This is a genomic window from Actinosynnema sp. NPDC091369, from assembly GCF_044757065.1.
In the GTDB taxonomy this organism is placed as follows: Bacteria; Actinomycetota; Actinomycetes; order Mycobacteriales; family Pseudonocardiaceae; genus Actinosynnema.
Genome location: NZ_JBIVUG010000002.1, coordinates 587800 through 613536, shown reverse-complemented (window position 1 = coordinate 613536; position 25737 = coordinate 587800). Strand labels below are relative to the sequence as shown.

At 73.0% G+C, this 25737-nt stretch carries 12 protein-coding genes; 6 read left to right on the top strand and 6 right to left on the bottom strand.

The features are described 5' to 3' along the window. The first annotated feature begins 52 nt into the window (after positions 1 to 52). The 3 genes from ACIQMJ_RS10925 to ACIQMJ_RS10915 all read left to right on the top strand — a co-directional run bounded on the left by ACIQMJ_RS10925 (position 53) and on the right by ACIQMJ_RS10915 (position 14684). Positions 53 to 1063: an iron-siderophore ABC transporter substrate-binding protein gene (locus ACIQMJ_RS10925; protein ID WP_499760754.1), complete on the top strand. Its 1011-nt coding sequence runs from the start codon at positions 53 to 55 to the stop codon at positions 1061 to 1063. Between the two features lie 92 nt (positions 1064 to 1155). Beyond that, the gene (locus ACIQMJ_RS10920; protein WP_499760753.1) at positions 1156 to 14493 is read left to right on the top strand and encodes an amino acid adenylation domain-containing protein; all 13338 of its coding nucleotides are present in this window, start codon (positions 1156 to 1158) and stop codon (positions 14491 to 14493) included. After that, positions 14490 to 14684, top strand: coding sequence for an MbtH family protein (locus ACIQMJ_RS10915; protein ID WP_230570959.1), 195 nt, complete (start codon positions 14490 to 14492; stop codon positions 14682 to 14684). The genes ACIQMJ_RS10920 and ACIQMJ_RS10915 overlap by 4 nt, the downstream gene beginning before the upstream one ends. A gap of 4 nt (positions 14685 to 14688) precedes the next feature. Here the strand turns inward: ACIQMJ_RS10915 and ACIQMJ_RS10910 are convergent, their stop codons facing one another. The 3 genes from ACIQMJ_RS10910 to ACIQMJ_RS10900 form a co-directional block, all read right to left on the bottom strand. Next, on the bottom strand, positions 14689 to 20025 hold the full coding sequence (locus ACIQMJ_RS10910) for a helix-turn-helix domain-containing protein (RefSeq protein ID WP_499760752.1): 5337 nt from the start codon (positions 20023 to 20025) through the stop codon (positions 14689 to 14691). Between the two features lie 178 nt (positions 20026 to 20203). Beyond that, on the bottom strand, positions 20204 to 20602 hold the full coding sequence (locus tag ACIQMJ_RS10905; RefSeq protein ID WP_499760751.1) for a DUF6191 domain-containing protein: 399 nt from the start codon (positions 20600 to 20602) through the stop codon (positions 20204 to 20206). An 83-nt stretch (positions 20603 to 20685) separates the two neighbouring features. Then, positions 20686 to 21258, bottom strand: a complete 573-nt coding sequence (locus tag ACIQMJ_RS10900; protein WP_499760750.1) for a snapalysin family zinc-dependent metalloprotease — start codon at positions 21256 to 21258, stop codon at positions 20686 to 20688. Between the two features lie 150 nt (positions 21259 to 21408). On the opposite strand from ACIQMJ_RS10900, the gene ACIQMJ_RS10895 reads away from it, so the two are divergent. The 3 genes from ACIQMJ_RS10895 to ACIQMJ_RS10885 are packed head-to-tail and all read left to right on the top strand — an operon-like array spanning position 21409 to position 23689. Further along, positions 21409 to 21888, top strand: a complete 480-nt coding sequence (locus ACIQMJ_RS10895; protein WP_499760749.1) for a GNAT family N-acetyltransferase — start codon at positions 21409 to 21411, stop codon at positions 21886 to 21888. Between the two features lie 47 nt (positions 21889 to 21935). After that, positions 21936 to 22517 carry a PadR family transcriptional regulator gene (locus ACIQMJ_RS10890; protein ID WP_499760748.1) on the top strand — a complete coding sequence of 194 codons (582 nt, stop codon included), beginning with the start codon at positions 21936 to 21938 and terminating at the stop codon, positions 22515 to 22517. Continuing rightward, positions 22514 to 23689: an FAD-dependent oxidoreductase gene (locus ACIQMJ_RS10885; RefSeq protein ID WP_499760747.1), complete on the top strand. Its 1176-nt coding sequence runs from the start codon at positions 22514 to 22516 to the stop codon at positions 23687 to 23689. The genes ACIQMJ_RS10890 and ACIQMJ_RS10885 overlap by 4 nt, the downstream gene beginning before the upstream one ends. A 341-nt stretch (positions 23690 to 24030) precedes the next feature. Here the strand turns inward: ACIQMJ_RS10885 and ACIQMJ_RS10880 are convergent, their stop codons facing one another. From ACIQMJ_RS10880 to ACIQMJ_RS10870, 3 genes are read right to left on the bottom strand one after another with little or no spacing between them, the layout of a single operon-like run. Then, entirely contained in the window at positions 24031 to 24285 is a 255-nt protein-coding gene (locus ACIQMJ_RS10880; protein ID WP_499760746.1) for a sigma factor, read from the bottom strand. Then, the gene (locus ACIQMJ_RS10875; RefSeq protein ID WP_499760745.1) at positions 24282 to 25049 is read right to left on the bottom strand and encodes an SDR family oxidoreductase; all 768 of its coding nucleotides are present in this window, start codon (positions 25047 to 25049) and stop codon (positions 24282 to 24284) included. Before ACIQMJ_RS10875 ends, ACIQMJ_RS10880 begins: the two co-directional genes overlap by 4 nt. Positions 25050 to 25101: 52 nt before the next feature. Further along, positions 25102 to 25671: a TetR/AcrR family transcriptional regulator gene (locus ACIQMJ_RS10870; protein ID WP_499760744.1), complete on the bottom strand. Its 570-nt coding sequence runs from the start codon at positions 25669 to 25671 to the stop codon at positions 25102 to 25104. Positions 25672 to 25737: the final 66 nt, after the last annotated feature.

Sequence of the window (25737 nt, the reverse complement as noted above, 5' to 3'; positions counted from 1 at the left end):
ACCTAACCTGGTATCACGGCGCGCCGTCGCGCCCGCTGAAAGGGAAACCCTGATGTCCACGAGGTTCAAGCTGGTCGCGGTCGTCTCGGCCGCAGCGCTGGCGCTGGCCGCCTGCGGGGGCGGCGGCGACGCCGGCTCCGGCGGGACGAGCACGACCGACACCGCCTCCACCGGCGCGTTCCCGGTCTCGGTCGAGCACAAGTACGGCACCACCGAGATCAAGGCGGAGCCGAAGAAGGTCGTCACGCTCGGCCTGTCCGACCAGGAGCCCGTGCTGGCTCTGGGCGTCAAGCCGGTCGGCGTCGTGGACTGGTTCAAGGAGCGGCCCTTCGGCAACTGGCCGTGGACCAAGGAACTCTGGGGCAGCACCCAGCCGGAGATCGTCGGCGAGCGCGACGAGTACAACCTGGAGAAGGTCGCCGCGCTCAAGCCCGACCTGATCCTCGCGGTCTACTCCGGCATGAAGCAGGAGCAGTACGACACGCTGTCCAAGATCGCGCCCGTGGTCGCGCAGCCCAAGGCGTTCCCCGACTACGCCGCGCCGTGGCAGGACCAGACCCTGCACATCGGCAAGGCGCTGGGCAAGGAGAAGGAAGCGCAGGCCCTGATCGACGGCGTGGCGAAGAAGTTCGGCGAGGCCAAGGCCGCGCACCCCGAGTGGGCGGGCAAGAAGATGGTGGTGGCCGACAGCTTCAAGCCCGGCCAGTACTCCGCGTTCGCGCCGACCGACCCGAAGGCCATCTTCATGAAGGAGCTGGGCTTCACCCTCGTGGACGAGATCGGCAAGCTGGCCGGCCAGATGAACGTCGCCGAGTTCAGCGAGGAGCGGTTCGACCTGCTCGACGCCGACCGGCTGGTGTGGCTGATGTTCGACCAGAGCGCGTGGGAGCGGGTCAAGTCCGTGCCCGCCTACCAGCGGCTGAAGGTCGTCAGCGAGAAGCGCGACCTGTTCCTCACCTACATGGACCCGCCGATCGGCGCGGCCATGTCGTTCAACACGGTGCTGAGCGTGCCCTACGGCATCGAGCAGGTCGTGCCGCTGCTCGAAGCGATCAAGAACTAGCGGCGGTCCACCGCGGGTGGGGGTGCCGTCGCGCATCCCCACCCGCGGTGCGTGTACGGGGAAAGTCGGGAAGGAACGGGAAGGTCGTGACCATGGCGCTGCCCTTGACCGGTGCTCAGACGGGTGTCTGGTTGGCACAGCAGCTGGAGCCCGACAACCCCGTCTACAACGTCGCCTGGTACCTGGAGCTGCGCGGCCCGGTCGACCACGACCGGCTGGAGGCGGCCGTCCGGCAGGTGGTCGGCGAGACCGGCGCGCTGCACGTCCGCTTCACCGAGCACGGCCAGGTGCCGGTGCCGCCGACCACCGACGTCACGCTGCTGTCGTTCGACTCGCTCGCCGACGCGCGGGCGTGGATGGACGACGACATGGCCCGGTTGACCGACATCGCCGACGGCCCCCTGTTCCACCACGCGCTGCTGCGCATCGCCGACGACCACGTGCTGTGGTACCAGCGCTACCACCACCTCGTGGTCGACGCCTACGGCTGCGTGCTGATCACCCGCCGGGCCGGCGAGCTGTACGAGGGCGCCACCGAGCCGCGGCCGAAGCCGGTCCGGGCACTGGTCGACGCCGACCTGGCCTACCGCGAGTCGCCGGCCCGCGAAGCGGACCGGGCGTTCTGGCACGCGAAGATGGCCGACCACCCCGAGCCGGTGCGGCTCGTGCCGCGGGCCGCCGGGCAGGTGCGCGAGGTCATCCGCCGGACCGTCGAGCTGCCGGACCCGTTGTCCTCGCGGCAGGTCATCGCCGCCGTCGCCGCCTACACCCACCGCGTGACCGGCGCGACCGACCTGGTGCTGGCCATGCCGGTGACGGGCCGGCGGGACGCGGTCAGCCGGGTCACGCCCGGTATGGCGTCCACCGTGCTGCCGCTGCGCGTCACCGTCCGCCCGGACAGCACGCTCACCGGCCTGATCGCCGACGTCGACCGCGAGATCCGCGAGGTCATCCCGCACAGCGCCTACCGCGGCGAGGACCTGGCCCGCGAGCTGGGCCTGCGCGACGGCATCCCCGAGCTGGTCGGGCCGACGGTCAACTACCTCGGCTTCGGCCGCGAGATGGGGTTCACCGAGCTCGACCCCGCGTTCCACATGCTGTCGCTCGGCCCGGTCAACGACCTCACCACGTCGTTCCTCCAGCGCGCCGACGGCAGGCTCGTCGTGACGTTCGAGGCGAACGCCGCCGTGTGCACGCCCGACGAGCTGGCCGACCACCAGCGCCGCTTCCTGCGCGTGCTCGACGCCGACCCCGACCAGCCGGTGGCGTTGATCGACCTGGTCGACGACGCCGAACGCGCCCGGCTGCTGGACCTCGGCACGTCGCCGCGCGAGGTGGACGAGGTGACGTGGCCCGGTGCGGTCGAGCGCCAGGCCGCGCTGCGCCCGGACGCCGTCGCGGTGGTGTGCGAGGACGTGGCGCTGACCTACGCCGAGCTGAACACCGCCGCGAACCGGCTGGCCCGCGCGCTCGTCGCGGCGGGCGTGGGAGCGGAGGACGTCGTCGGCGTGGCCCTGCCCCGCTCGGCCGACCTGGTCGTGACGCTGCTCGCGGTGATGAAGGCGGGCGCGGCCTACCTGCCGCTGGACCTCGACCACCCCCGCGACCGCGTCGACTACATGGTGGCCGACGCGGGCGCCAAGCTCGTCATCACGCCGCAGACCCGGTTCGACCTGCCCGCCGACGGCTCGGACCTGGGCCTTCCCATCGCGCTGGACCAGGCCGCGTACGTGATCTACACGTCCGGCTCGACCGGCCGGCCCAAGGGCGTCGTGGTCACGCACGAGGGCATCGGCAGCCTGATCGCGACGGCACTGGACCGGATCGGGATCACGCCGGACAGCCGGGTGGTGCAGTTCGCGTCCGTCGGGTTCGACGTGGCCGTGTGGGACCTGTGCATGTCGTTGGGCGTCGGCGGGCGGGCGGTCGTCGTGCCGTCGCACCGCCGCGTCGCGGGCGAGGAGCTGACCTCCTACATCGCCGCGCACGGGGCCACGCACATGATCCTGCCGCCGTCGCTGGTCGCCGCGCTGCCGCCGGAGTGCGAGCTGCCCGCGGGTGCGGTGCTGATCGTGGGCACGGAGACCGTTCCGACCGAGCTGATCGCCCGGTGGGCCCGGCGGCTGCGGGTCGTGGCGGCCTACGGCCTGACCGAGGCGACGGTGAACTCGACGCTGTGGCCGGCCCAGCCGGACTGGACGGGGCCGGTGCCGATCGGCGTGCCGGACCCGAACACCCGCTGCTACGTGCTGGACTCGGCGCTGCGGCCGGTGCCGGTGGGCGTCGAGGGGGAGCTGTACGTCGGCGGGCGCGGGCTCGCGCGCGGCTACCGGGGTCAGGCGGCGCTGACCGCGTCCCGGTTCGTGGCCGACCCGTTCGGCGCGCCCGGTGCGCGGATGTACCGGACCGGCGACCGGGCGCGGTGGCGCGCGGACGGCAACCTGGACTTCCTGGGCCGCTCCGACGGCCAGGTGAAGATCCGGGGGTTCCGGATCGAGCCGGGCGAGGTCGAGAGCGTGCTCATGGCGCACCCCGGGATCGCGCAGGCCGCCGTGCTGGTGCGGGAGGACCACCGGCGGGTGAAGCGGCTCGTCGCGTACGTGGTCGGCTCGGCCGCGCCGGTGGACGCGCGGGAGCACGTCGCCGCGGCGCTGCCGGAGTACATGGTGCCGTCCGTGGTGGTGCCGGTGGCCGGGCCGCTGCCGTTGACCCCGAACGGCAAGCTGGACCGCGCGGCGCTGCCGGAACCCGACTGGACCGCGCTCGGCGGCGACGCCCCGGCCACGAACCCGGTCGAGCAGGCGTTGGTGGACCTGGTCGAGGCCGTGCTGGGGTTGACGCCGGGCATCCACGACAACTTCTTCGAGCTGGGCGGCGACAGCATCGTCACGATGCAGCTGGTGTCGCGGGCGCGGGCGGCGGGCCTGGAGTTCACGCCGCGCGAGGTGTTCGAGCACCGGACCGTGGCGGGGTTGGCGCGGGTCGCGCGTGCCATCGGCGCGGCGGCCGAGGTGTCGCTGGACGGTTTCCCCTCCGACGTGCTGCCGGCGTCGCCGTTGCAGGAGGGCTTCTTCTTCCACGCCCAGTACGACGCGGACGACTCGTACGTGGTGCAGGAGGTGCTGAACCTCGACGTGGACCGGGAGGCGGTGCAGGGCCTGCTGGACCGGCACCCGTTGCTGCGCGCGGGTTTCCGCCAGACCGACCGCGGGCGCGTGGAGCAGGTGATCGCGGAGGGGTTGGCGCTGCCGTGGCGCGAGTACCCGGCGGGTGACGACGTCGAGGCCGTGCTGGCCGCCGAACGGGCCGAACCGTTCGACCTGTCCCGCCCGCCGCTGGTGCGGGCGGCGCGGCACGGCGGCCGGTTGGTGCTGACGCTGCACCACATCCTGCTGGACGGCTGGTCGGTCGGCCTGCTGCGGCGTGAGCTGGTGGGCGGCCGGGTGGAGCCGGTCGACCACCGGCACTACTTCGCGTGGCTGGCGGGCCGTGACCGCGACGCGGCGCACGCTGCCTGGCGCGCGGCCCTGTCCGATGTGGACGAGCCGACGCTCGTCGCCGGAATTCTCGTACCCCGGTGGGAGAATAAGAACAGGGGTCCCCTGGGCGGGGACCTCCGCGCAGCCTTGGGCGGGAACTCCGGCGTGGGCGGGGACGCCCGCGCTGCCGTGGGTGGGGACGCCCGCGCAGCGGCCCCGGTGGGCGACGTGTCGCCGCGGCACGGGCAGCACCGGGTGACGCTGCCCGCCGACCTGAGCGCGGCGCTGGTCGCGCAGGCGCGGCGGCGCGGTCTGACGTTGAGCACCGTGCTGCACGGCGCGTGGGGCCTGCTCCTCGGCGGCCTCACCGGGCGCGCCGACGTCGTCTACGGCACCACGGTGGCCGGGCGGCCGGCCGAGGTGCCCGGGATCGAGAACGCGGTCGGCCTGTTCATCAACACCGTGCCCGTCCGCCAGCGGTGGCGGGGGCACGACAGCCTCGCGACCGCCTTCGCCCACCTCCAGGCCGAGCAGGCGCGGCTGCTGGACCACCAGCACCTCGGCCTCGCCGAGATCCAGCGCGTCACCGGGCACGGCGAGCTGTTCGACACCCTCGTCGTGGTCGAGAACTTCCCCGACGTGGTCGACGACGTGGAGATCCGCGACCAGGTGCACTACCCGCTGGCGCTGATCGCCCTGCCCGGCGAGCGCATCGAGCTGCGACTCAAGCACCGCGTGCCCGACGCCGAAGCCGCCGCCCTGGCCGAGCGGCTGGTCCGCCTGCTGACCGCGTTCGCCACCACCCCGGACCGGCCGGTCGCGAGCCTCGACCTCGTCACCAGCGCCGAAGCCGACTGGCTGCGGCAGCTCAACGCCACCGCCGCCGACGTGCCCGAAGGCACGCTCGTCAGCCGGATCGCCGCGCAGACCGCCCGTACCCCGGACGCCACCGCCGTCGTCCACGACGACGTCACCCTCACCTACGCCGAACTGGACCGCCGCGCCGCGGCGCTGGCCCGCAGGCTGCGCGGCCACGACGTCGTCGCGGTCGCCGTGCCGCGGTCCGCCGAGCTGATGGTGGCCCTGCTGGGCGTGCTCAAGGCCGGCGCCGCCTACCTGCCGCTCGACCTCGACTACCCGGCCGACCGCGTCGAGTTCATGCTGGCCGACTCCGGCGCGACCGTCGTCGTCCGCCCGGAGGACTGCCGGGACGACGCCGCGCCGGACGTCGAGCTCCCCTCGCCGCACCCGGACCAGCCCGCCTACCTCATCTACACCTCCGGCTCGACCGGGCGGCCCAAGGGCGTCGTCGTCACGCATCGCGCCATCGTCAACCGGCTGGCGTGGATGCAGCACGAGTACCGCCTCACCGCCGACGACCGCGTGCTGCAGAAGACGCCGTCGAGCTTCGACGTCTCGGTCTGGGAGTTCTTCTGGGCCCTGTGCGAGGGCGCGGCCGTCGTGCTCGCCAAGCCGGACGGCCACCGCGACCCCGCCTACCTCGCCGACCTGATCCGCCGCGAGCGCATCACCACCCTGCACTTCGTGCCGTCGATGCTGGCTGCGTTCCTGACCGTGCCCGAGGTGAACGAGGACGCGGCGTGGTCGGCGAGCCTGCGCCGCGCGTTCAGCAGCGGCGAGGCGTTGACCGGTGAGGTGGCCGCCCGCTGGCGCGCCCTCACCGGCGTGCCGCTGCACAACCTGTACGGCCCCACCGAAGCCGCCGTGGACGTCACGCACTTCGAGTACGACGGCGCGCCGGACCACGCCGTGCCGATCGGCCACCCGGTCTGGAACACCCGGCTGCACGTGCTCGACCCGTTCCTGCGGCCCGTCCCGGCGAACGTGCCGGGCGAGCTGTACCTGGCGGGCGTCCAGCTCGCGCTGGGCTACCGCGGCCGGGCCGCGCTCACCGCCGAGCGGTTCGTCGCCGACCCGTTCGGCGCGCCCGGTGACCGCATGTACCGCACCGGCGACCTGGTCGTGCGCCGCGCGGACGGCGCGCTCGTCTACCTGGGCCGCACCGACCGCCAGGTCAAGGTGCGCGGCAACCGGATCGAGCTCGGCGAGGTCGAGTCGGCGCTGGTCGCGCTGCCCGGCGTGGCACGGGCGGCGGTCATCGCCCGCGACAACCAGCTCTTGGCGTACGTGACGCCGGACGACGTCGACCTCGACGCGGTGCGGACCGGGATCGCCGCCGCCCTGCCCGCCGCGATGGTCCCGCACGCGGTCGTGGCGCTGCCGGACTTCCCGCTCACCCCGAGCGGCAAGCTCGACCAGAACGCGCTGCCGTCGCCCGCGCTCGCCAAGGCCGAGCGCCGTGCGCCCGCCACCGAGCGGGAACGCCTGCTGTGCGAGGTGTTCGCCGACGTCCTCGGCCTGGCCGAGCTGGGCGTGGACGACGACTTCTTCACCCTCGGCGGCGACAGCATCACGTCCATCGCGGTGTCCACCCGGGCCCGCCGGCTGGGCGTCGGGATCAGTCCGCGCGACGTGTTCGAGCACCGCACGGTCGCCGCGCTGGCCGCCGTCGAGGCGAAGGCGGGCACCGCCGACGACGCGCCGCTGCTCGTGCTGACCGACGAGCAGCGCGCCGCCCTGCCCGAGGCGGAGGACGTGTGGCCGCTGTCCCCGTTGCAGGAGGGCCTGTACTTCCACTCCAGCTACGACACCGGCGCGCTCGACGTCTACCTGTCCCAGGAGACGATGGACTTCGCCGGACGGGTGGACGTCGACCGGCTGCGCCGCGCGGGCGCCGCGCTCCTGGCCCGCCACCCGAGCCTGCGGGCCGGGTTCACCAGCGACGGCGTGCCGACGCCGGTGCAGTTCATCGCGCCCGCCCCGGAGATCCCGCTGCGCGTGGTCGACGCGGACGACGCCGACGTGCCGGACCTGCTGGCCGCCGACCGGCGCGAGCGGTTCGACCTGGCCGCGCCGCCGCTGTGCCGGTTCCTGGTGCTGCGGCTGCCCGACGGCCGCGACCGGCTCGTCATCACCCACCACCTGATCCTGTGGGACGGCTGGTCGGCGTGGCTGTTCCTGGAGCAGCTGCTGGAGCTGTACCGCGACGCCGACGCCGAGCTGCCGCCGCCCGGCTCCTACCGCGACTACCTGGCGTGGCTGGCCCGGCAGGACCACGACGCGGCGCTGCGCGCGTGGCGCACCGCGCTGTCCGGCCTGCGCGAGCCGACCCTGGTCGCGCCCGCGGACCGGTCCCGCGAGCCGGTCATCCCGGCCGAGTTCCACGAGGAGCTGACCGAGGAGCTGACCGACCGCGTCCGGGCGCAGGCCCGGCGGCACGGCCTGACCGCCAACGCCGTCTTCAACGCCGCGTGGGCGATGGTGCTGGCGAGCCAGGTCGGCCGGGACGACGTGGTGTTCGGCACCGCCGTCGCGGGACGCCCGGTCGAGGTCGACGGCGTCGAGCACGTCATCGGCATGTTCCTCAACACCATCCCCACCCGGATCGCGATCGACCCCCGCGAGACCGTGCTGGAGCTGCTGCGGCGCGTCCAGGCCGAGCGGACCGCGCTCATGTCCTACGAGCACGTCGGCCTGGGCGAGATCCAGCGGGAGGCCGGGCACCGGCAGCTGTTCGACACGCTGTTCGTGCTGCGCACCGGCGACGGCGACGACCGGCAGGGCGAGCTGGCGTCCCGCCACGGCGTGCTCGACGTGTCCAACGTGGACGGAACGCACTTCCCGCTGACGCTCATCATCACGCCCGGCGCCCGCACCCGCGTCACGCTGGCGTCCCGACCGGACACCTTCACCGCCGACGCCGCCGAGGCCCTGCTCACCCGGTACACCACCGTGCTGCGCCGCCTGGTCGACGCACCGGACGCGCTGGTCGGCACGCTCGACGTGCTGCCCGACCACGAACGACGCGCGCTGGAAGCCGAGTGGGACGCCAGCGCCAACCCGGTGGTCTCCGAGACCGTCGCCGACCTGCTCGTCGCCCAGGCCCGCCGGACCCCGGACGCGACCGCGCTCGTGTTCGGCGACCAGCGGCTCACCTACGCCGAGCTCCAGGACCGGATCGACACCCTGGCCTGCCTGCTGATCAGCCGCGGCGCGGGACCGGAGCGCGTGGTCGCGCTCGCGCTGCCGCGCACGACCGAAATGGTGGTGGCGTTGTTCGCGGTGCTGCGCACCGGGGCCGCCTACCTGCCGCTGGACCTCGACCACCCGGCCGACCGGCTGCTGCTGATGATCGAGGACACCCGGCCGCTGTGCGTGCTGTCGACCACGGCGGTCGGCCTGGTGCCGGACGCGCTGTGCGTCGACGACCTGCCCGAGGCGCCCGACGAGGTCGAGTGGCCGTCGTTCTCGCTGGACCACCCGGCGTACGTGATCTACACGTCCGGCTCGACGGGCCGGCCGAAGGGCGTCGTCACGCCGTACCGCGGCCTGACGAACATGCAGCTCAACCACCAGCAGGCGATCTTCGCGCCCGCCATCGCGGCGGCCGGCGGACGGCGGCTGCGCATCGCCCACACCGTGTCGTTCGCGTTCGACATGTCGTGGGAGGAGCTGCTGTGGCTGGTCGAGGGCCACGAGGTGCACGTGTGCGACGAGGAGCTGCGCCGGGACGCGGCGGCCCTGGTGGCGTACTGCGACGAGCACCTGATCGACGTGGTCAACGTGACCCCGACCTACGCGCAGCTGCTGATCGAGGAGGGCCTGCTGGAGGGGCACGTTCCCGCGCTGGTGCTGCTCGGCGGCGAGGCCGTGCCCGAGTCGGTGTGGCAGCGGCTGCGCGACACACCCGGCACGTACGGCTACAACCTCTACGGGCCCACCGAGTACACGATCAACACGCTCGGTGCGTCCACTGAGGACAGTCCGACGGCCACGGTCGGCAAGGCGATCTGGAACACCCGCGCGTACGTGCTCGACGCGCACCTGCGGCCGGTGCCGCCCGGGTCGCCCGGCGAGCTCTACATCGCGGGCGTCGGCCTGGCCCGCGGCTACCACGACCGGTTCGGCCTGACCGCGGAGCGGTTCGTCGCCGACCCGTACGGCCCGCCCGGCACCCGCATGTACCGCACGGGTGACCTGGTGCGGGCACGCCGGGACGGCAACCTGGACTTCCTCGGCCGCACCGACGACCAGGTCAAGATCCGCGGCTACCGGGTGGAGCTGGGCGAGGTCGAGTCCGCGCTGGTGGCCCAGCCCGGGGTGACCCACGCGGCGGTCGTCGTGGACGCCGGGCCGGGCGGCGTGAAGCGGCTCATCGGTTATGTGGTGTCCGCGGTCGAAACTGCAACGTTGCGCGAAAGCCTGAAGCTGAGCCTGCCCGACTACATGGTGCCCGCCGCGATCGTGGCGGTGGACGCGCTGCCGCTCACCGTCAACGGCAAGCTCGACGTGCGCGCCCTGCCCAAGCCGGTGGTGACGGGCGCGGCGACCTCGCGCGCCGCGTCGACCCGGGCGGAGGAGGTGCTGTGCGGGCTGTTCGCCGACGTGCTGGGCGTGCCGTCGGTCGGCGTGGACGACAACTTCTTCGACCTCGGCGGCCACTCGCTGCTCGCGACCCGGCTGGTCAGCCGGGCCCGGTCGGCGCTGGGCGCGGAGCTCGCGATCCGGGACCTGTTCGACGCGCCCACGGTCGCCGAACTGGCCCTGCGCGCGGGCGGCGGGTCGGCGCGGCCACCGCTCGTGCCCGTCGACCGGCCCGCCGAGCTGCCGCTGTCGTCGGCGCAGCAGCGGCTGTGGCTGATCCAGCAGATGGAGGGCACGTCCGCCGCCTACAACTTCCCGTTGGTGTTCACGCTGCACGGCCCGCTGGACGTCGCCGCGTTCACCGCCGCCGTCGGTGACGTGGTCGACCGGCACGAGGCGTTGCGGACCGTCTTCGGCGAGCACGAGGGCACGCCGTACCAGCGGGTGCTGCACGACGTCACGCCGGTCGTGGTGGTGCGCGAGGCGAGCGACGAGGACGTGCCCGGCATCGTGCGGGACGAGGTCGAGCGGCCGTTCGACCTGCGCACCGAGCTGCCGCTGCGGGTGACGATCGCGGCGTTGGCGCCGGACGAGCACCTGATCGTCATCCTGCTGCACCACATCACCACCGACGAGTGGTCCGACCGGCCGTTCCTGCGCGACCTCGCGACCGCGTACCGGGCGCGGCGGGCCGGTGGGGCGCCGGAGTGGGAACCGCTGCCCGTGCAGTACGCGGACTACACCGTGTGGCAGCGGGACGTGCTGGACGTCGTCGGCGAGGAGCAGCTGGACTTCTGGGCGCGGGCGCTGGCCGGCGTGCCGGAGGAGCTGGAACTGCCCGTCGACCGACCGCGCCCGGGCCGGCCGACGTTCCGCGGCGCGGACCTGGAGGTGGAGTTCCCGGCGGAGCTGACCGACGGGCTGCGGGCGTTGGCGCAGGCGTCCGGCGCGTCGATGTTCATGGTGCTGCAAGCCGCCGTCGCCGCCCTGCTGGGCCGGTTGGGCGCGGGCGACGACATCCCGCTGGGCGCGCCGATCGCGGGCCGCACCGACGAGGCGCTGGACGACCTGGTCGGGTTCTTCGTCAACACGCTCGTGCTGCGGGCCGACCTGTCCGGCGACCCGGGCTTCACCGAGCTGGTGGCGCGGGTGAAGGAGACGTCGCTGGCCGCGTTCTCGCACCAGGACGTGCCGTTCGAGGCCGTGGTGGACCGGGTCAACCCGACCCGGTCGGCGGCGCGCAACCCGCTGTTCCAGGTCATGGTCGGCTACCACAGCCGCGGCGGTGACGCCGGGTCGTTCGACGGGCTGCCGGTGACGTGGGTGGGCCACGAGACCACGACCGCGAAGTTCGACCTGGTGTTCAGCTTCACCGAGGTGGTGGACGGGCCGGTGACGTGCCGGCTGGAGTACGCGACCGACCTGTTCGACCGGGTGACCGCGCAGCGGCTCGGCGAGCGGCTGACCGCGCTGGTGGCCGCGGTGCTGGCCGAGCCGACCGCGCCGGTGAGCGCGGTGGACCTGCTCGCGCCCGACGAGCGCCGGCGGGTGGTGGACGAGTTCAACCGCACCGCCCGGGAGGTGCCGGAGGAGACGTTCACGGCGCTGCTCGCGCGGTGCGTGGCGGCGAAGCCGGACGCGGTGGCCGTGGTGGACCGCACCCGGTCGGTCAGCTACGCCTGGCTGGACGACCGGTCCGACCGGATCGCCCGGCTCCTCGCGGCCCGCGGTGTCGGCCACGAGTCGGTGGTGGGCATCGCCGTGCCCAAGTCGGCGGACATGGTCGCCACCGTGCTCGCGGTGCTCAAGCTCGGCGCGGCCTACCTGCCGCTGGACCTCTCGCACCCGGCCGACCGGATCGCGTACATGATCCGGGATTCCGCGGCCGAGCTCGTCGTGACCACGCAGGACGCGCCCGTGCCCGACGTCGCCGAGGTCCTGCTGCTGGACTCGGACGCGGTCCGCGGTGAGCTGTCCGCCGCGTCGGGCGGTGCGCCGGCGAGCGGGCCGAGGTCGTTGGACTCGGCGATGTACGTGATCTACACGTCGGGCTCGACCGGTCGGCCCAAGGGTGTCGTGGTGCCGCACGAGGGCATCGCCAGCCTCGCCGCGACCGCCCTCGACCGGATGGGGCTCACCGACGAGAGCCGGGTGCTCCAGTTCGCGTCCGTCGGCTTCGACGTGGCCGTGTTCGAGCTGACCATGGCGCTGTGCGTGGGCGGGCGGCTGGTGTTCGCGCCCGACGAGGTGCGGGTCGCCGGTCCCGAGCTGACCGACTTCCTGCGCGACCGGCGGATCACGCACATGATCCTGCCGCCGTCGCTGGTGTCCGCGCTGCCCGCCGACTGCGAGCTGCCCGAGGGCTCCACCATCCTGGTGGGCACCGAGACCGTGCCGCCGGACGTGATCGGGCGCTGGGCCGGTCGCCTCAACCTGCTGGCCGCGTACGGCCTCACCGAGGCCACGGTCAACTCCACCCTGTGGAAAGCCGTGCCCGAGTGGGACTCGGCCGTGCCGATCGGCGTCCCCGACCCGAACACCACCGTGTACGTGCTGGACGACCGGCTGCGGCCGGTGCCGCCCGGCGTGGTCGGCGAGCTGTACGTGTCCGGCCGCGGCCTGGCCCGCGGCTACATCGGCCAGGCCGCGCTGACCGCGTCCCGGTTCGTCGCGTCGCCGTTCGGCCCGCCCGGGGCCCGCATGTACCGCACCGGCGACCGCGCGCGGTGGCGCGCCGACGGCAACCTGGACTTCCTCGGCCGCGTCGACACCCAGGTCAAGATCCGGGGCTTCCGGATCGAGCTGGGCGAGATCGAGGCCGCCCTGGCCCGGCACCCGGACGTGGCGCAGGCGGCCGTCGTCGCCGACCGCGCCGGCGACGTGACCAGGCTCGTCGGGTACGTCGTCGGCGCGACGGAGGACGACCTGCGGGCGTTCGTCGCCGAACGGCTCCCCGAGTACATGGTCCCGGCGACGGTGGTCTTCCTGGACGGCCCGCTGCCGCTGACGCCCAACGGCAAGCTCGACCGGCGTGCCCTGCCGCAGCCCGACTGGTCCGCGCTGACCGGTGACGACCGGCCGGTGACGCCGGAGCAGAAGGCCATCGCGGAGCTGTTCGCCGAAATTTTGGGCGTCTCACCGGGCATCCACGACAACTTCTTCGGCCTCGGTGGCCACTCGATGGCGTCCATGCGGCTGGTAGGCAAGATCCGGTCGGTGTTCGGCGTCGACATCGCGCTGCGCGACGTGTTCGACTCGCCCACCGTCGCCGGGCTGGCCGGGCGGCTGACCGGCGCCACCTCGGCCCGCCCGCCGCTGCGCCGCTTCGACCGGCCGGTGGACCTGCCCCTGGCACCCGTGCAGCGGGGGCCGGCGGTGTGGGACCACGCGCTGGCGCTGCGCGCCCGGACCCCGTTCGACGTGCCCGCCCTCATCGCCGCGCACGCCGACGTCGTGGCACGGCACGAGCCGCTGCGCACCGTCCTGGACGGCGACGTGCAGCGCGCCGTCGCGGTGCCGCCGCTGGAGGTGGAACCGGTGGTGGCGCTGGACGAGGCGCTGACCGCGTTCGCCGCCGAGCCGGTGGACCCCGGCCGCCCGCCCGTCCGCGCCCGGCTGGTCGTGGACGGGTCCGGCGCGCAGGCGCTGCTGCTGACCATGAGCTACCTCGCGGTGGACGAGTGGTCGGTCGTGCCGCTGTTCCGCGACCTCCAGCACGCCTACGCGGCCCGTCGGCGCGGCGAGGCTCCACAGTGGACCGAGCTGCCTGTGACGTACGCGGACTACGCGTTGTGGTCGCTGGAGGTCGTGGAGTCGGTGGGGGAGCAGCAGCGCGCGTTCTGGCGCGACGCGCTGCGCGACCTGCCTGTGCTCGACCTGCCGTACTCGGGGGAGCGGCGACCCGGTCGCCACCCCGCCGGCGTGGTCCCGTTCACGCTGCCCGCCTCGCTGCACGCGGCGATCGACCGGCTGGCCGCCCGCACCGGCACCAGCATGTTCATGGTCGTGCAGGCCGCCGTGGCCGCGGCCCTGACCCCGTACGGCACGGACGTGCCGATCGGCACGATGGTGGCCGGCCGGACCGAGGAGGCGCTGTCCGACCTGGTCGGCTGCTTCTTCAACCGGGTCGTGCTGCGCACCGACACCGCCGGCGACCCCACCTACGCCGAGCTGCTGGCCCGCGTCCGCGCCACCGACCTGGCCGCGTTCGAGCACGCGGACGTGCCGGTGCCGGTCGAGCCGCAGGTCATGATCGTGCACCACGAGAAGGCGGTCCTGTCGGCGCTGGAGGGCGACACCGGGTCACTGGTCGCCGTCCCCACCGGCACGACACCCGCCGAGCTGACCGTCAGCTTCTACGAACCGCAGGACGACGGCCCGGTGCCGTGCTACCTCGTCCACGCGACCGACCTGTTCACCCCCACCACCGCCCACCACCTGGTCGACGCCGTGCTGGCGCACCTGCACCACGCGACGACCGACCCCGACCGGAGGATCGCGCCGTGACCAACCCGTTCGAAGACCCCGAAGGCCGCTTCCACGTCCTGGTGAACGACGAGGGCCAGCACTCCCTGTGGCCGTCGTTCGCCGACATCCCGGCCGGCTGGACCACCCGCTTCGGCCCCGACACCCGTGACGCCTGCGTCGCCTACGTGGAGGAGCACTGGACCGACCTGCGCCCCCTCTCCCTGCGCTGAGGGCTCACCGCTCCAGCAGGACGTGCAGCAGCCGTCGGGCGTCGTCGCGGAACACCTCGCTCCACCGGGCGAGGTTCCGCGCGGCGCGAACCCTGACGTGCTTCGGCAGACGTTCGTCGCCCGCCACCTCCCGTGCCGCGATCACGGCGGACTCGCGGTGCTCCCGATGGTTGACGACGAGCGCTTCGGCACTGCGCAACCGCACGAGCGGAGGCAGCTCGCGATCCCGCGTCATCGCGCGCAACGGACGCGTCGCCTCCAACGGCGCGAACACCGCCATCGCCTGCAACGCCCGCAGCCGGTGCACCGGCTTCTCCGCCGTGCCCAACTCCCGCAGAATCCCCAACACTTCCAGCCGCCTGCTCCGCGCCGCCTCCGCCAACACTCCGGCCGCGTGAATCCGGCTGGTCGTCGGCAGTTCCACGTCCACGGCCATCGCGCGTGCGATCTCCGCAGCCTGTTCGCGCCCGGGCTTGCCGAACCGCACCAGGTCGGATGCCGCCGCACACCGCAACGCCGGTCGCTGAGCGGGGTCGGCGGCGATCTCGTGGAGCAGCTCGGCTCCCTTGACGCGGTCTTCCGGCCGGTAGTCGACCAACTTCGTCGCGGCGAGCCGTCGGATGGCGGCCGGAACGCGCTCGTCGTCCCGCATGGCCCGAACACCGTCCAACCCGTCCACATGACGAAGCCTGAACATCGCATCGAGCCGCCACCGCAAGGACGTCCGCTCGTCTGCGGCAACCCGCCGCAGGAACTCCACCACTTCGGCCGGTAGTACTCGGAGGAGATCGGTGATCAGCTCAACGGCCCGGAACCTGGTGTGCACGGGCTCGGCTTCGTCTCCAACCACGCCAAGGGCCCTGGCAAGCACCTCCCGCCGGTACGACGTGCCGCAATCGGCCAAGGCACGCCAAGCGCCGAATCGGGTGTGGTGGGCGGCGGCGATCAGCGCGTCGATCGCCTCGGGTAAGAACCGGTTCGAGGACCCGACCAACGCGACCACCGCCGAGACACGGTCGGCAGGCGTCGACTCGATCGCGGTCATCACGTCCCGCGCGGCCTTGACGACCGCTTCGGTCAACGACGGATCGACGTGAGCCGGGAGGCGCACGGAGACCGGTGTGGCAGCGTCCGCGACTGTCTCTTCGAAGAGAGCCGCTCTCGTCTGATCAGTGACACGGTAGAGGGCGTCTCGTCGAGTGGACGTGGAGGCACTCGGGTGGTGCACGACCGCGAGGTTGAGCCTGTTGATCTCGCCTTGGTGGAGCGCGTTGAGCTCGCTCAACCACCTGATCAGGTCCAGCTGCTCGTCGAGTGTCGCCATCGGCTCGATGAGGATCCGCCGCAGCGTTGCGACGCACCTGTGCCATCGGGACCGGTCAAGTCGAACCAGGTCGTGCGCGGCCCGGCCCCGCTCGTCCACCGGTGCGGCCTTGTCGTCCACCACCGATTCCAGGTAACCGAGGGCGTTGGGTGCGGGCGTCTTGAACCGTGACAGGGTCAGGAGGGCGTCGCTGCGCGTGGCGAAAGCGAGGTGAACGTCAGTCGCCAGCCGCCGGAGCTCACCGATCACCTCGTGATCGGGCTGCCCGTGCAGGTCGATCGCCAGTTCAGCGCTTGCCTGCCACAGCTCACAGTGGCCGTCGCGGCTCGACCGGGTGCCCAGGTGTGCTGACACGTCAGCGCCCAATCGCGCTAGTTCGAGCAGCGTTCTCCTCGATTTCAGAGGTGATGCGTGCGCGGCCGGCCCGGCGACCAAGTCGACGGCTTCCCCGAGGTGACGAGGGTCGAGGCGGGCCAGAATCGTCGCCGCTCTCGTGCGTGTGTGGAACGGGATCAGGTGGTCGAGCACCACCGCACGCACCGATGACGCGGTCGAGTCGTCGTGATGGCCCAGCGCGATCAGCAATTCCGCGCCTGCGATGACTGCGTCGGCGTCATCGCTCCCGCCGATCGTGCGGTGGATGTGGTCCGCCAACCGAGCCCTCACCTGCCGTGCTGTTGTCGTGAAGCGGGATGCCAGTAATCTCGCGGCTTTCGTCGGATCGGTATTCCACAGCTCGATGGCGGTGGTCACCAGGGGGAGGTGGAACCTGCGGTGGAGCTGCTCGAGCTGATAGCACGCTTGGTACCGGGCGCGCCAGGAGAGCCTGGCGTCCGTGACGGTGTCGAGCAGTTTTTCGGCCGCTGCATCCAAGTTCCCCGCAGTAATCGGGAGTCGTTCGATGATGAAGAACCTGTAACCGTCCTCGTTCGTCCTGGGGGCGAGGAGGTCCACTTGCGCCTCGGCCGCTGCCTCCGCGTGCCGGGTGTCGAGGGAGGCGAGCAATCGCCAAGCACGCGAGGCGTCGTAGGCGCGGAGGTCACCCGCGAGGATGTCGTGCAGGTGCTCGACCACCTCACCGTGGAACTCCGGTCCGAGGCGGCTCAACTCGGCGGCTGCGCCGCACCGCATGCTCGATTCCGTGTCAGGGTCGGCGAGATGGTGGCGCAACCGGCTGATGGCGTTGGCCCGGTGGGGTTCGCCGAACTCTGCCAGTCGACCAAGAGCGGCTTCCCGTTCGTGACCGGTCACCAGCGGATCTTCGGAGATGCGCAGAAGGTACCGTGCCGCCTCGTCGTGGTATTCCGGTCCGAGGTCGGCGAGCGTTCGAACGGCCGGGTAGTACGTGTTCGCGCTTGCCTGCTGATCGTCGATGGTCCTGCGCAGGTGAATCGCCGCTTCGCGCCGGTCGCACGCATCGAGATCCAACAAGGCCATGAGAACGATGCGCTGATCGGAGTGCTCCAGGCCGTGTTCCACCATCATCGCTCGCAGGTGCTCTGCGGCGATGGTGCGGTGCTTCGGTCCCAGCTCGGCAAGTGTTGTCGCTGCGGCGACCCGTTCGAAGTGGTGGATCCGCTTCGTTCCGATCAGGTCGAGCAGGGCATCAGCGGCTTGGTCGAGGCGGTGGGGGCCCAGTGTGGCCAGGGCGACGGCCGCGTCATGGCGGCCGGTCATCGAGTCGACCGGGTCGCGCAGCACGGCCAGGAAGACCTCGGCGCACCTCTCGTGGAACTCGACGCCGATCTCCACCAGGCCGGTCGCGATCTCGACCAGGTCGCCGTTCGGCATGAGCGGGTCGTCCAGGTAGTCCAGCAGGGCCTTCGTGGCGAAGGAGCGGCCTTCGGGGCTGAGGCCGGCCAACACCACAGCGGCGGTGCGGCAGTCCGACATCTCGGCGTTGCGGTCGGTCAGCACGGCCCGCAGGCCGCGTTCGGCCGCACCGTGCTCGGCACCCCCGCACTGCGACAACGCCTCGGCGGCGGACAGGCGGTCCGTCACCGAGATGGTCGTGTCCTCGGTGACGGCCCGGAGCAGGGTGACGGCTTCCGGGGTGTCGGAGGTGCGCAGGCGGGTGGCCAGGGCGGTCGCCGCTTCGATCCGGGACTGCCAGGGCGCGTGACCGTCGCGCATCAGGTCGAGCAGCCACGACACGAGCGCGGGGTGGTGGGCGGCACGGCTCGCGTGGCGCAGCACCTCCGCGCCCAGGTACTCCGTGGTCATCGCCCACGCCCTGGTGGTGGCCAGGAAGTCGTCCACGACCGCCGGACCGGCCGGCAGGTGCTGGGCGAGCAGCTTCGCGGCCAGGACGTGGTGGCTCGCGCCGCCCGCGTGCAGCGACCGCACCACGTGGTCGGCCTGGTCGGGGTGCAGGCGCGTGTAGTGCAGCAGCACGGCCCGCGCGTGCCGCCCCTGCTCGCCCTGCAACGCCGTGTGCAGCAACGACTTGAACTCGTGGTGCCCGTCGTCGAACGCGGTGGGCAGCTCGCGGGCCGCGGCGGTGGCGGCCAGGTGCTCGGCGAAGCTGTGGTGCAGGAAGCGCAGGTCGTCGCCGCGCTGGACCAGCGGTCCCGCGGCGGTGAGGAACGTCGTCAGCTCGTCGGTCCAGCCGACCCGCACGGGCACGCGGTCGCCGACCCAGGCGCGGGCGGCGGTCATCAGGGACGTGTCGGTGCGCAGGCGGACGCGGCCCAGGTGTTGCAGCAGGTCCTCGCGCAGGTGGTCGAACGGGCCGGGAGCGGTCGGGTGGGCGGTGAGCAGGTAGCCCAGGTACGCCTCGTACAGCTCGTACTGGTTGTCCGGCAGCGGCCGGCCGCCGGACTGCTCGAAGATGATCGCCGCGATGGTCGCCAGCAGGGGAACGCGGACCAGCTCGTCCAGGTGGGCGGCCCGGAGCTGGCGGACGAACCGGTCGGCCTGTCCGGGGCTGCCGTCGAACCAGTTGGCCGCGAAGCGGCGCAACGCCTCCTCGTCGAACGGCTGGAGCTCGTACCGGGCGGCGGACGCGCGCTGGAGCGGTGCGAGAATCGAGCCCTCGATGGGCCTGGTGGTCACCACGACGCGGTACGGGGTCCCTGGCGCGGCGCACCTCTCCAGCACGTGCAGCAACCGGCTCTGGTCGGCCGGGTCGGCGACCTCGTCCAGGCCGTCGACCAGCAGCAACCACCGGCAGCCGGCTACGCGTTCGGCCACCTGACCGGGCCCGACCTCCGACCACAGCAGCGAGCCGTACTCGGCGGCGATGCTCTCCACCAGCGCCTTCGGGAACGGCAGGTCGAGACGGGTGGCCAGCTCGCGCGCCGTGAGCCGCAGCGGGACGACCGGTTCGGCCAGCGGTGGCGGGGCGTCGCCGCCGGACCACCGCGCGGCGATCTCGCCCGCCAGGCGCAGTGAGAGGGTCGACTTGCCCTGTCCGGGACCGCCGGTGACCAGGACGTGCTCGTCGTCGTCCAACGCCTGCTGCACCGTGCGGGCGGGCGGCCGGACGGTCAGCCGCGGCTTGGGCGCGGCACGTTCGCGCAGCAGGCCGCGCTCGTCCAGCTCCGGTTCCGTGCGCGGCTGCTCGTCGTGGGCCTCCTCCGTGCCGGTCCCCAGGTCCTGGCGGACGTAGACGGTGTCCAGCGACGGCTTGCGCGCGCCGGGCAACCGGTACGGCAGGTCACGGGCGGCGACCTCCTGCGCCCGCAGCAGCGAACGCACCTCGACCGGCAGCGCGGGCAACGAGGTCCAGTCGTCGGGAGGCTCCTGCCGGTTCGCCCGCTCGGCCCTGCGCCGCTCCTCGCGCGCCTCCCACGCGGCCTTCCACAGCGCGACCGCGCGTTCCCGGTCCAGGGCCAGCGCGGTGATCAGCGCGTCCAGCGCCTGCCGGCTCGGCAGGTAACGGCCACCGCACACCTCGGAGACCTTGGCGCGGGACAGGCCGACGCGCTGCGCGACCCAGTCCTGCGTGACGCGGGCGGCGGCGCGGTGGCGCTCGACCTCGGCGGCGAAGGCTCGTTCCGGCGCGGACGGCTCCACTCGTCACCCCTCGGCGTGTCCCCGGCGATGTCCCGGGAACGTCCCTCCGCTGTCGGGACGCCCACCGGTCGTCCCACGCTAGCGGCAACCGGGAGCACCGGAGGGGTGGAAAGGGGACGACATGGCGAACGCGCTGTCGATCACCGCAATCATGTGGTTCGCGGGGTGCGCGATCCTGTCAGGGCAGGCGGTCCTGCTCGTGCTGCTGTGGCGGGTCTTGCGCACCCGCACGCCGCCGGTCACCGTGAACGTCGTGGCCGGGACCGCGGGAGGTGTCGTGCAGGCGGGCAGCGTCGGACCGGGGTAGCCGCACCACGCCGTCGTCCAGGTCGAGCCGCAGCGGTGGCGCGCCCTGCGACTCCTCCTCGCGCATCACGGCCACCGAGTCGCGGTGGTCGAGTTCCATGCGCTTGGAGCCGTAGAACATCGCGGTGATCTCGTTGACGGTCGTCGTGGCCAGCGGGGTGCCCTTGCGCTTGCGCTTCCCCCGGCGCAGCAGCTCGAACACCGCGACCCCCACCACGGACAACGTCCCGCCGGGGATGCTCCAGGCCAGCACCGTCTCCACTGCGTCCACGCCACCCGAACGAGCGGGGGCGGGCCGTGGTTCCGGGTGCCTCGTGGGGCCGAGGACGGCCCCACGAGGCACTACCGTGCCGATCAGTAGACGAAGCACTCCGTGCTGCTGCCGGTGTAGCCCGCCGCGCGCACGTCCACCGCGGCCAGGGAGCCGGCGAACCGGCGCTCCACCTCGGCGCGCTCGGCGGCGTTCGGCAGGTCGTTCTGGCAGGACACGGGCGCGCTGGAGCCCGACATCAGGTCGGCGCACAGGCCGGTCCGCCGGTCCGGCAGACCGAGGATGTGCCCGATCTCGTGGGTCGAGATCCGCGGCCGGTAGTAGCCCTGCTGCACGGCCTGGCGTCCCATGTAGACGGTGCCGTTGCCGAGCGAGCTCACGTAGGCCCGGGGCCAGCCGTTGTCGGCCAGGATCCGGATGTTGACACCCGACGTGGAGGTCCGGCGGGCCAGCTTGACGTTGGACACCGAGTTGTTCCAGTTCGTCGCGGCGCGGTCCCAGTCCGCCACGAACTCCTGGGCCTGGCTCACGTCGTAGTACAGGGTGCGCACCAGAGCCTGCGGCTCCGCCGACGCGCTCGGCGCGGCCACCGCGACCAGCGGCAGCATCAGGCCCAGCACGCCGGCGAGGATGCCGACGGCCTTTCGTACGAGCATGGTGGTCTCCTTGGGGTACAGGGATCGGGAGCCGTGTGACAGGGGAGGCTCCCGCCACCCAACGAACCAGTCCGTAGCCGTTCGTCACCAGCCCCATACGTAGGGTTGTGCGGTTGTGATCGGGGCCGCCGGCCGTGTGAGGCTGCCGCCATGACAGTCGAGATCACCGTGTCGAAGTGGCGTGACCAGGCGCTCGCGCCCCTCCTGCTCGCCTACCACCTGCGGACGGAGGCGGAGAAGGGCGTCGCGGTGTCCGCCGTCGGGGAACTGCCGCCGCGCTACCGGGCCGAGGTGCTCGACCCGCGGACCGCGTTCGCCGCCGACACCGTGTGGGTGGCCGAGACCGGCGGTGCCGCAGTGGGCTGCGTGGCCGCGTCCGCGTCGCCCGACGGCTCGCTGGAGGTCAAGCGGCTGTGGGTGGACCCGGCCTGCCGGGGTCGGGGAGCGGCGAAGGCGCTGCTCGGCGCGGTGCTCGCGCACGCGGTGGACACCGGTGCGGGCTCCGTGCGGCTGTCGGTGTGGCACTGGCGGCGAGACGCCATCGGCCTCTACGAACGCCTCGGCTTCACCCGTGCCGACTCCTGGGACGACCGGCCCGGCCTGGTGTGCCTGCGCCGCCCGGTTAGTTGACTCTGACTAGTCGCTCGTGAATAGTCAGAGCTGACTAGGAGGTGGCGGTGGCGTCCAAGCGGAAGGTCGGCAACCTGCTCGGGTTGGCGGTGCTCGGCTACCTGGTGCGCGAGCCGATGCACCCCTACGAGCTCAGCCGGCTCATGCGCGCGCACGGCGACGACCGCAGCATCAAGTTCACCCACGGCTCGCTCTACATGGTGTTCGGCCAGCTCGCGAACGCCGGGTTCATCGTGGAGCACGAGACGTCCCGCGAGGGGCAGCGGCCGGAGCGGACGGTCTACGCGTTGACCGACGCCGGGCGGGCGGAGCTGAAGGACTGGATGCGCGAGCTCGTCGCCGAACCCCGGCACGAGCACCCGCACTTCGTCGCGGCCCTGTCCATGATCGCGGCGCTGCACCCGGACGAGGTGGTCGTCCTCCTGCGCGACCGGCTGGCCGGGCTGCGCGGGCGGCTGGACGAGGCCGAGGCGCTCGTCGCGGGGGCCGACGCGCACCCGTTGTTCCTGGTCGAGGAGGAGTACCGGATCGCGCTGCTGAACGCCGAGGTGGCGTTCGTCCGGCGCTTCCTGGAGCGGATCGACGACTGGCGCCCTCAGTGGGCGGCCTTCCACGAGGGGGAACGATGAGAGCGATCGTGATCGGCGGCGGCATCGGCGGGCCCGTCGCGGCGATGGCGTTGCGCAAGGCGGGCATCGACGCGAGCGTGCACGAGCGGTACGACCGGGTGGCCGACGGCTCGGGCGGCGCGCTGAGCATCGCCCCGAACGGCTTGCAGGCGTTGGAGGTCGTCGGCCTGGCCGACGCGGTGCGGGGGATCGGCACACCGATGACCGCGATGGAGCTGCAGACCTGGACGGGCCGCACGCTCGGCCGGTTCGGCGGCGAACCGCCCCAGCTGCTGGTGTGGCGCGCCGACCTGCACCGCGTGCTGCGCGAGGAAGCGGTCCGGCGGGGCGTCACCGTGGAGCACGGCCGGGAACTGGTCGACGCCGCGGACCACGGCCCGCACGTCACCGCGCGGTTCGCCGACGGCTCGGAGGTCGACGCGGACCTGCTCGTCGGCGCGGACGGCATCCGCTCGACCGTGCGGCGGATCATCGACCCGGACGCGCGGGGCCCGCGCTACGCCGGTCTGCTCGGCTTCGGCGCGCGGCTCGCGCGCACCGGCGAGCCGTCGACCGGCGGCGCGATGCGGCTGGTCTCGGGCAAGCGCGCGTTCTTCGGCTACCAGGTCCACGCCGACGGCTCCGGCGGCTGGTTCGCCAACCTGCCCCGCCGGATTCCGCTGACCACGGCGCAGGCCCGGGCCACCGGCCCGGGGGAGTGGCTGGCCGTGCTGCGCGCCGCGTTCACCCCCGACCGCACGCCCGCCGTGCGGCTGATCGACGCCACCGACCCGGCCGACCTGGTGGTGACGGGCGCGCTGGAGGACGTGCCGACCGTGCCGAGGTGGAGCCGCGGCCGGCTGGTCCTGGTCGGGGACGCCGCGCACGCCACCTCGCCGAGTTCCGGCCAGGGCGCGTCCCTGGCGTTCGAGAGCGCCGTGCAACTGGCCCGCTGCCTGCGCGACCTGCCGCACGACGCGGCTTTCCGGGTCTACGAGGCGCTGCGGCGGGACCGGGTCGAGCGGATCATCGCCCAGGCCGCCCGCACCAACCGCGACAAGGCCGCCGGCCCCGTGGGCCGCCTCCTGCGCGACACCCTGCTGCCCCTGGCGTTCAGGTTCACCGACCCGTCCCGGTTCACCTGGCAGTTCGACCACCGGATCGAGTGGGACGACACCCTGAGCCACGCCTGACGCCTCCGGCCGGTCCGCAGGATTGCGGACCACAGCGCGGCCCGATCGTCCGCGCACGGCCGGAGTTCCGCTCTTGGCGAGCTCCTCGCGCTCGCGCCGGTCGGCCTCGAACCGGGGCCGGCCCGCGTCCACGTGCCGACGCGCCCGCACGGCGAGCTGGCGGCACGCCGCCTCGGAACGCCCCACGGCCGACGCGACCTCGGGGAAGCCGAACCCGAACACCTCCCGCAGCACGAACACCGCGCGTTCGAGCGGGCTGAGGCGTTCCAGCAGGAGCAGCGCCGCCAGGGACAGCGAATCGGCCAGCTCCGCCGACCGCTCCGGGTCCTGGTAGGGGTCGGTCAACAGCGGTTCGGGAACCACGGCCCGACGTACTCCTCGCGCCGGACGCGGGCCGAGCGCAGCACGTCGATCGAGATCCGGGTGACCACCGCCGACAGGAACGACTTGGGCGACTCGGGCGTGGTCGGCGAGGCGTCGTAGCGCAGCCACGTCTCCTGCACGGCGTCCTCGGCCTCGCCGACGCTGCCCAGGATCCGGTAGGCGACGGAGAACAGCAGCGGCCGAAGCCGTTCGAACTCCTCGACCCGGGTCACCACGGCACCGGGCCGTCCTCGGCGAAGAACCCGGCCGTCGGCCCGTCCGCGCCGAGCGTGGCCAGGCGCACCACGACCGCGGCCCCCTGGGCGACGGTGAGGAACCCGGTGTGGTTGTTGCTGTCGGTGGCGACGAAACCGGGCGCGACCGCGTTGACCAGGATGCCGTCCGCCCGCAGCTCGTTGGCGTACTGCACGGTCAGCGCGTTCAGCGCGGACTTGGACGGCGAGTAGGCGGCCGAGGGCACCAGCGCCGCGAAGGGACCGTCCGGGTCGCTGGTGAGGGCCAGCGACGCGGCGTGGCTGCTGACGTTGACGATGCGCGCCGCCGGGGACCGCCGCAGCAGCGGCAGCACGGCGTTGGTCACCGCGATCACCCCGAACACGTTGGTCTCGAACACCTCCCGCACCATGTCGAGGTCGACCGAGCCGGGCACCTGGTCGTGCGCGTCCCGGGGCGAGACCTGCCCGGAGCCGGTGATGCCCGCGTTGTTCACCAGCACGTCGAGGCGGCCGAACCGCTCCTCGACCAGCCGCGCGGCCGCGCGGACCGCGCCCTGGTCGGTGACGTCCAGCGCGATCGCGTGCACGTCACCACCGGACGCGCGCAACGAGGCGGCGGCCTCCTCGCCGCGCCGGACGTCCCTGGCCCCGACCAGCACCGTCATGCCCAGCCCCGCCAACCGCTCGGCCACGCCGCGGCCGATGCCCTTGTTCGCGCCGGTGACCAGCGCGACCCGTCCGTGTTCGGTGTGCTCGCTCATGCCCACGAGACGACGCAGCCCGGCCCGCTGTGACATCCGGGCGGCACACCGTTCAGGAGAACCGGCTCAGCAGCAGGTCGAGGCGGGCGCGGTGGTGGGTGGGGCGCAGGCGTCGGCCCTGGTGGAGGGTGGCTTGGCCGTGCAGGGCGCTCCAGAGGACTTCGGTGAGCGTCTCCACGTCGTCGTCACCGGCGAGGGGCTGGACGACGGCCACGAACTCGGTGAACGCGGCGACCAGCTCCGGCGGCGAGTCGGCCGTGCCGAACGCCAGGTCGACCTCCCGGACGAACATGGCGTCGTAGAGCGCGGGCCGGGTGGCGGCGAAGTCCAGGTAGGTCTCCGCCACCGCGCGCAGCGCCGCCGCGGGCGAGCGGTGGGCCGTGCGGGCAGCGCGCAGGAGTTCGGCCAGGTCCGCGCATCCCTGCACGGCCACGGCGCGCACGATCGCGTCCTTGCCCTTGAAGTGGCTGTAGAGCACCGGCTGGCTGTACTCGACCCGCTCGGCCAGGCGGCGGGTGGTGACCGCGTCCCACCCCTCCGCCTCGGCCAGCTCGCGGGCCGCGTCGACGATCAGCCGGTGGCGTTCGGCGCGTTCGCGCTCACGGCGCTGCTGGATGGACACAGCCCGATGCTAGCAGTGCTAGACATTCGAGCGCCTCTAGAGCTAGTGTCGCTCTCGCACCTAGCA

Coding starts and splice junctions, on each gene's coding strand:
- ACIQMJ_RS10900 (WP_499760750.1), bottom strand. CDS start 21,258: ATGCTCGTACGAAAGGCCGTCGGCATCCTCGCCGGCGTGCTGGGCCTG.
- ACIQMJ_RS10885 (WP_499760747.1), top strand. CDS start 22,514: ATGAGAGCGATCGTGATCGGCGGCGGCATCGGCGGGCCCGTCGCGGCG.
- ACIQMJ_RS10875 (WP_499760745.1), bottom strand. CDS start 25,049: ATGAGCGAGCACACCGAACACGGACGGGTCGCGCTGGTCACCGGCGCG.
- ACIQMJ_RS10925 (WP_499760754.1), top strand. CDS start 53: ATGTCCACGAGGTTCAAGCTGGTCGCGGTCGTCTCGGCCGCAGCGCTG.
- ACIQMJ_RS10895 (WP_499760749.1), top strand. CDS start 21,409: ATGACAGTCGAGATCACCGTGTCGAAGTGGCGTGACCAGGCGCTCGCG.
- ACIQMJ_RS10920 (WP_499760753.1), top strand. CDS start 1,156: ATGGCGCTGCCCTTGACCGGTGCTCAGACGGGTGTCTGGTTGGCACAG.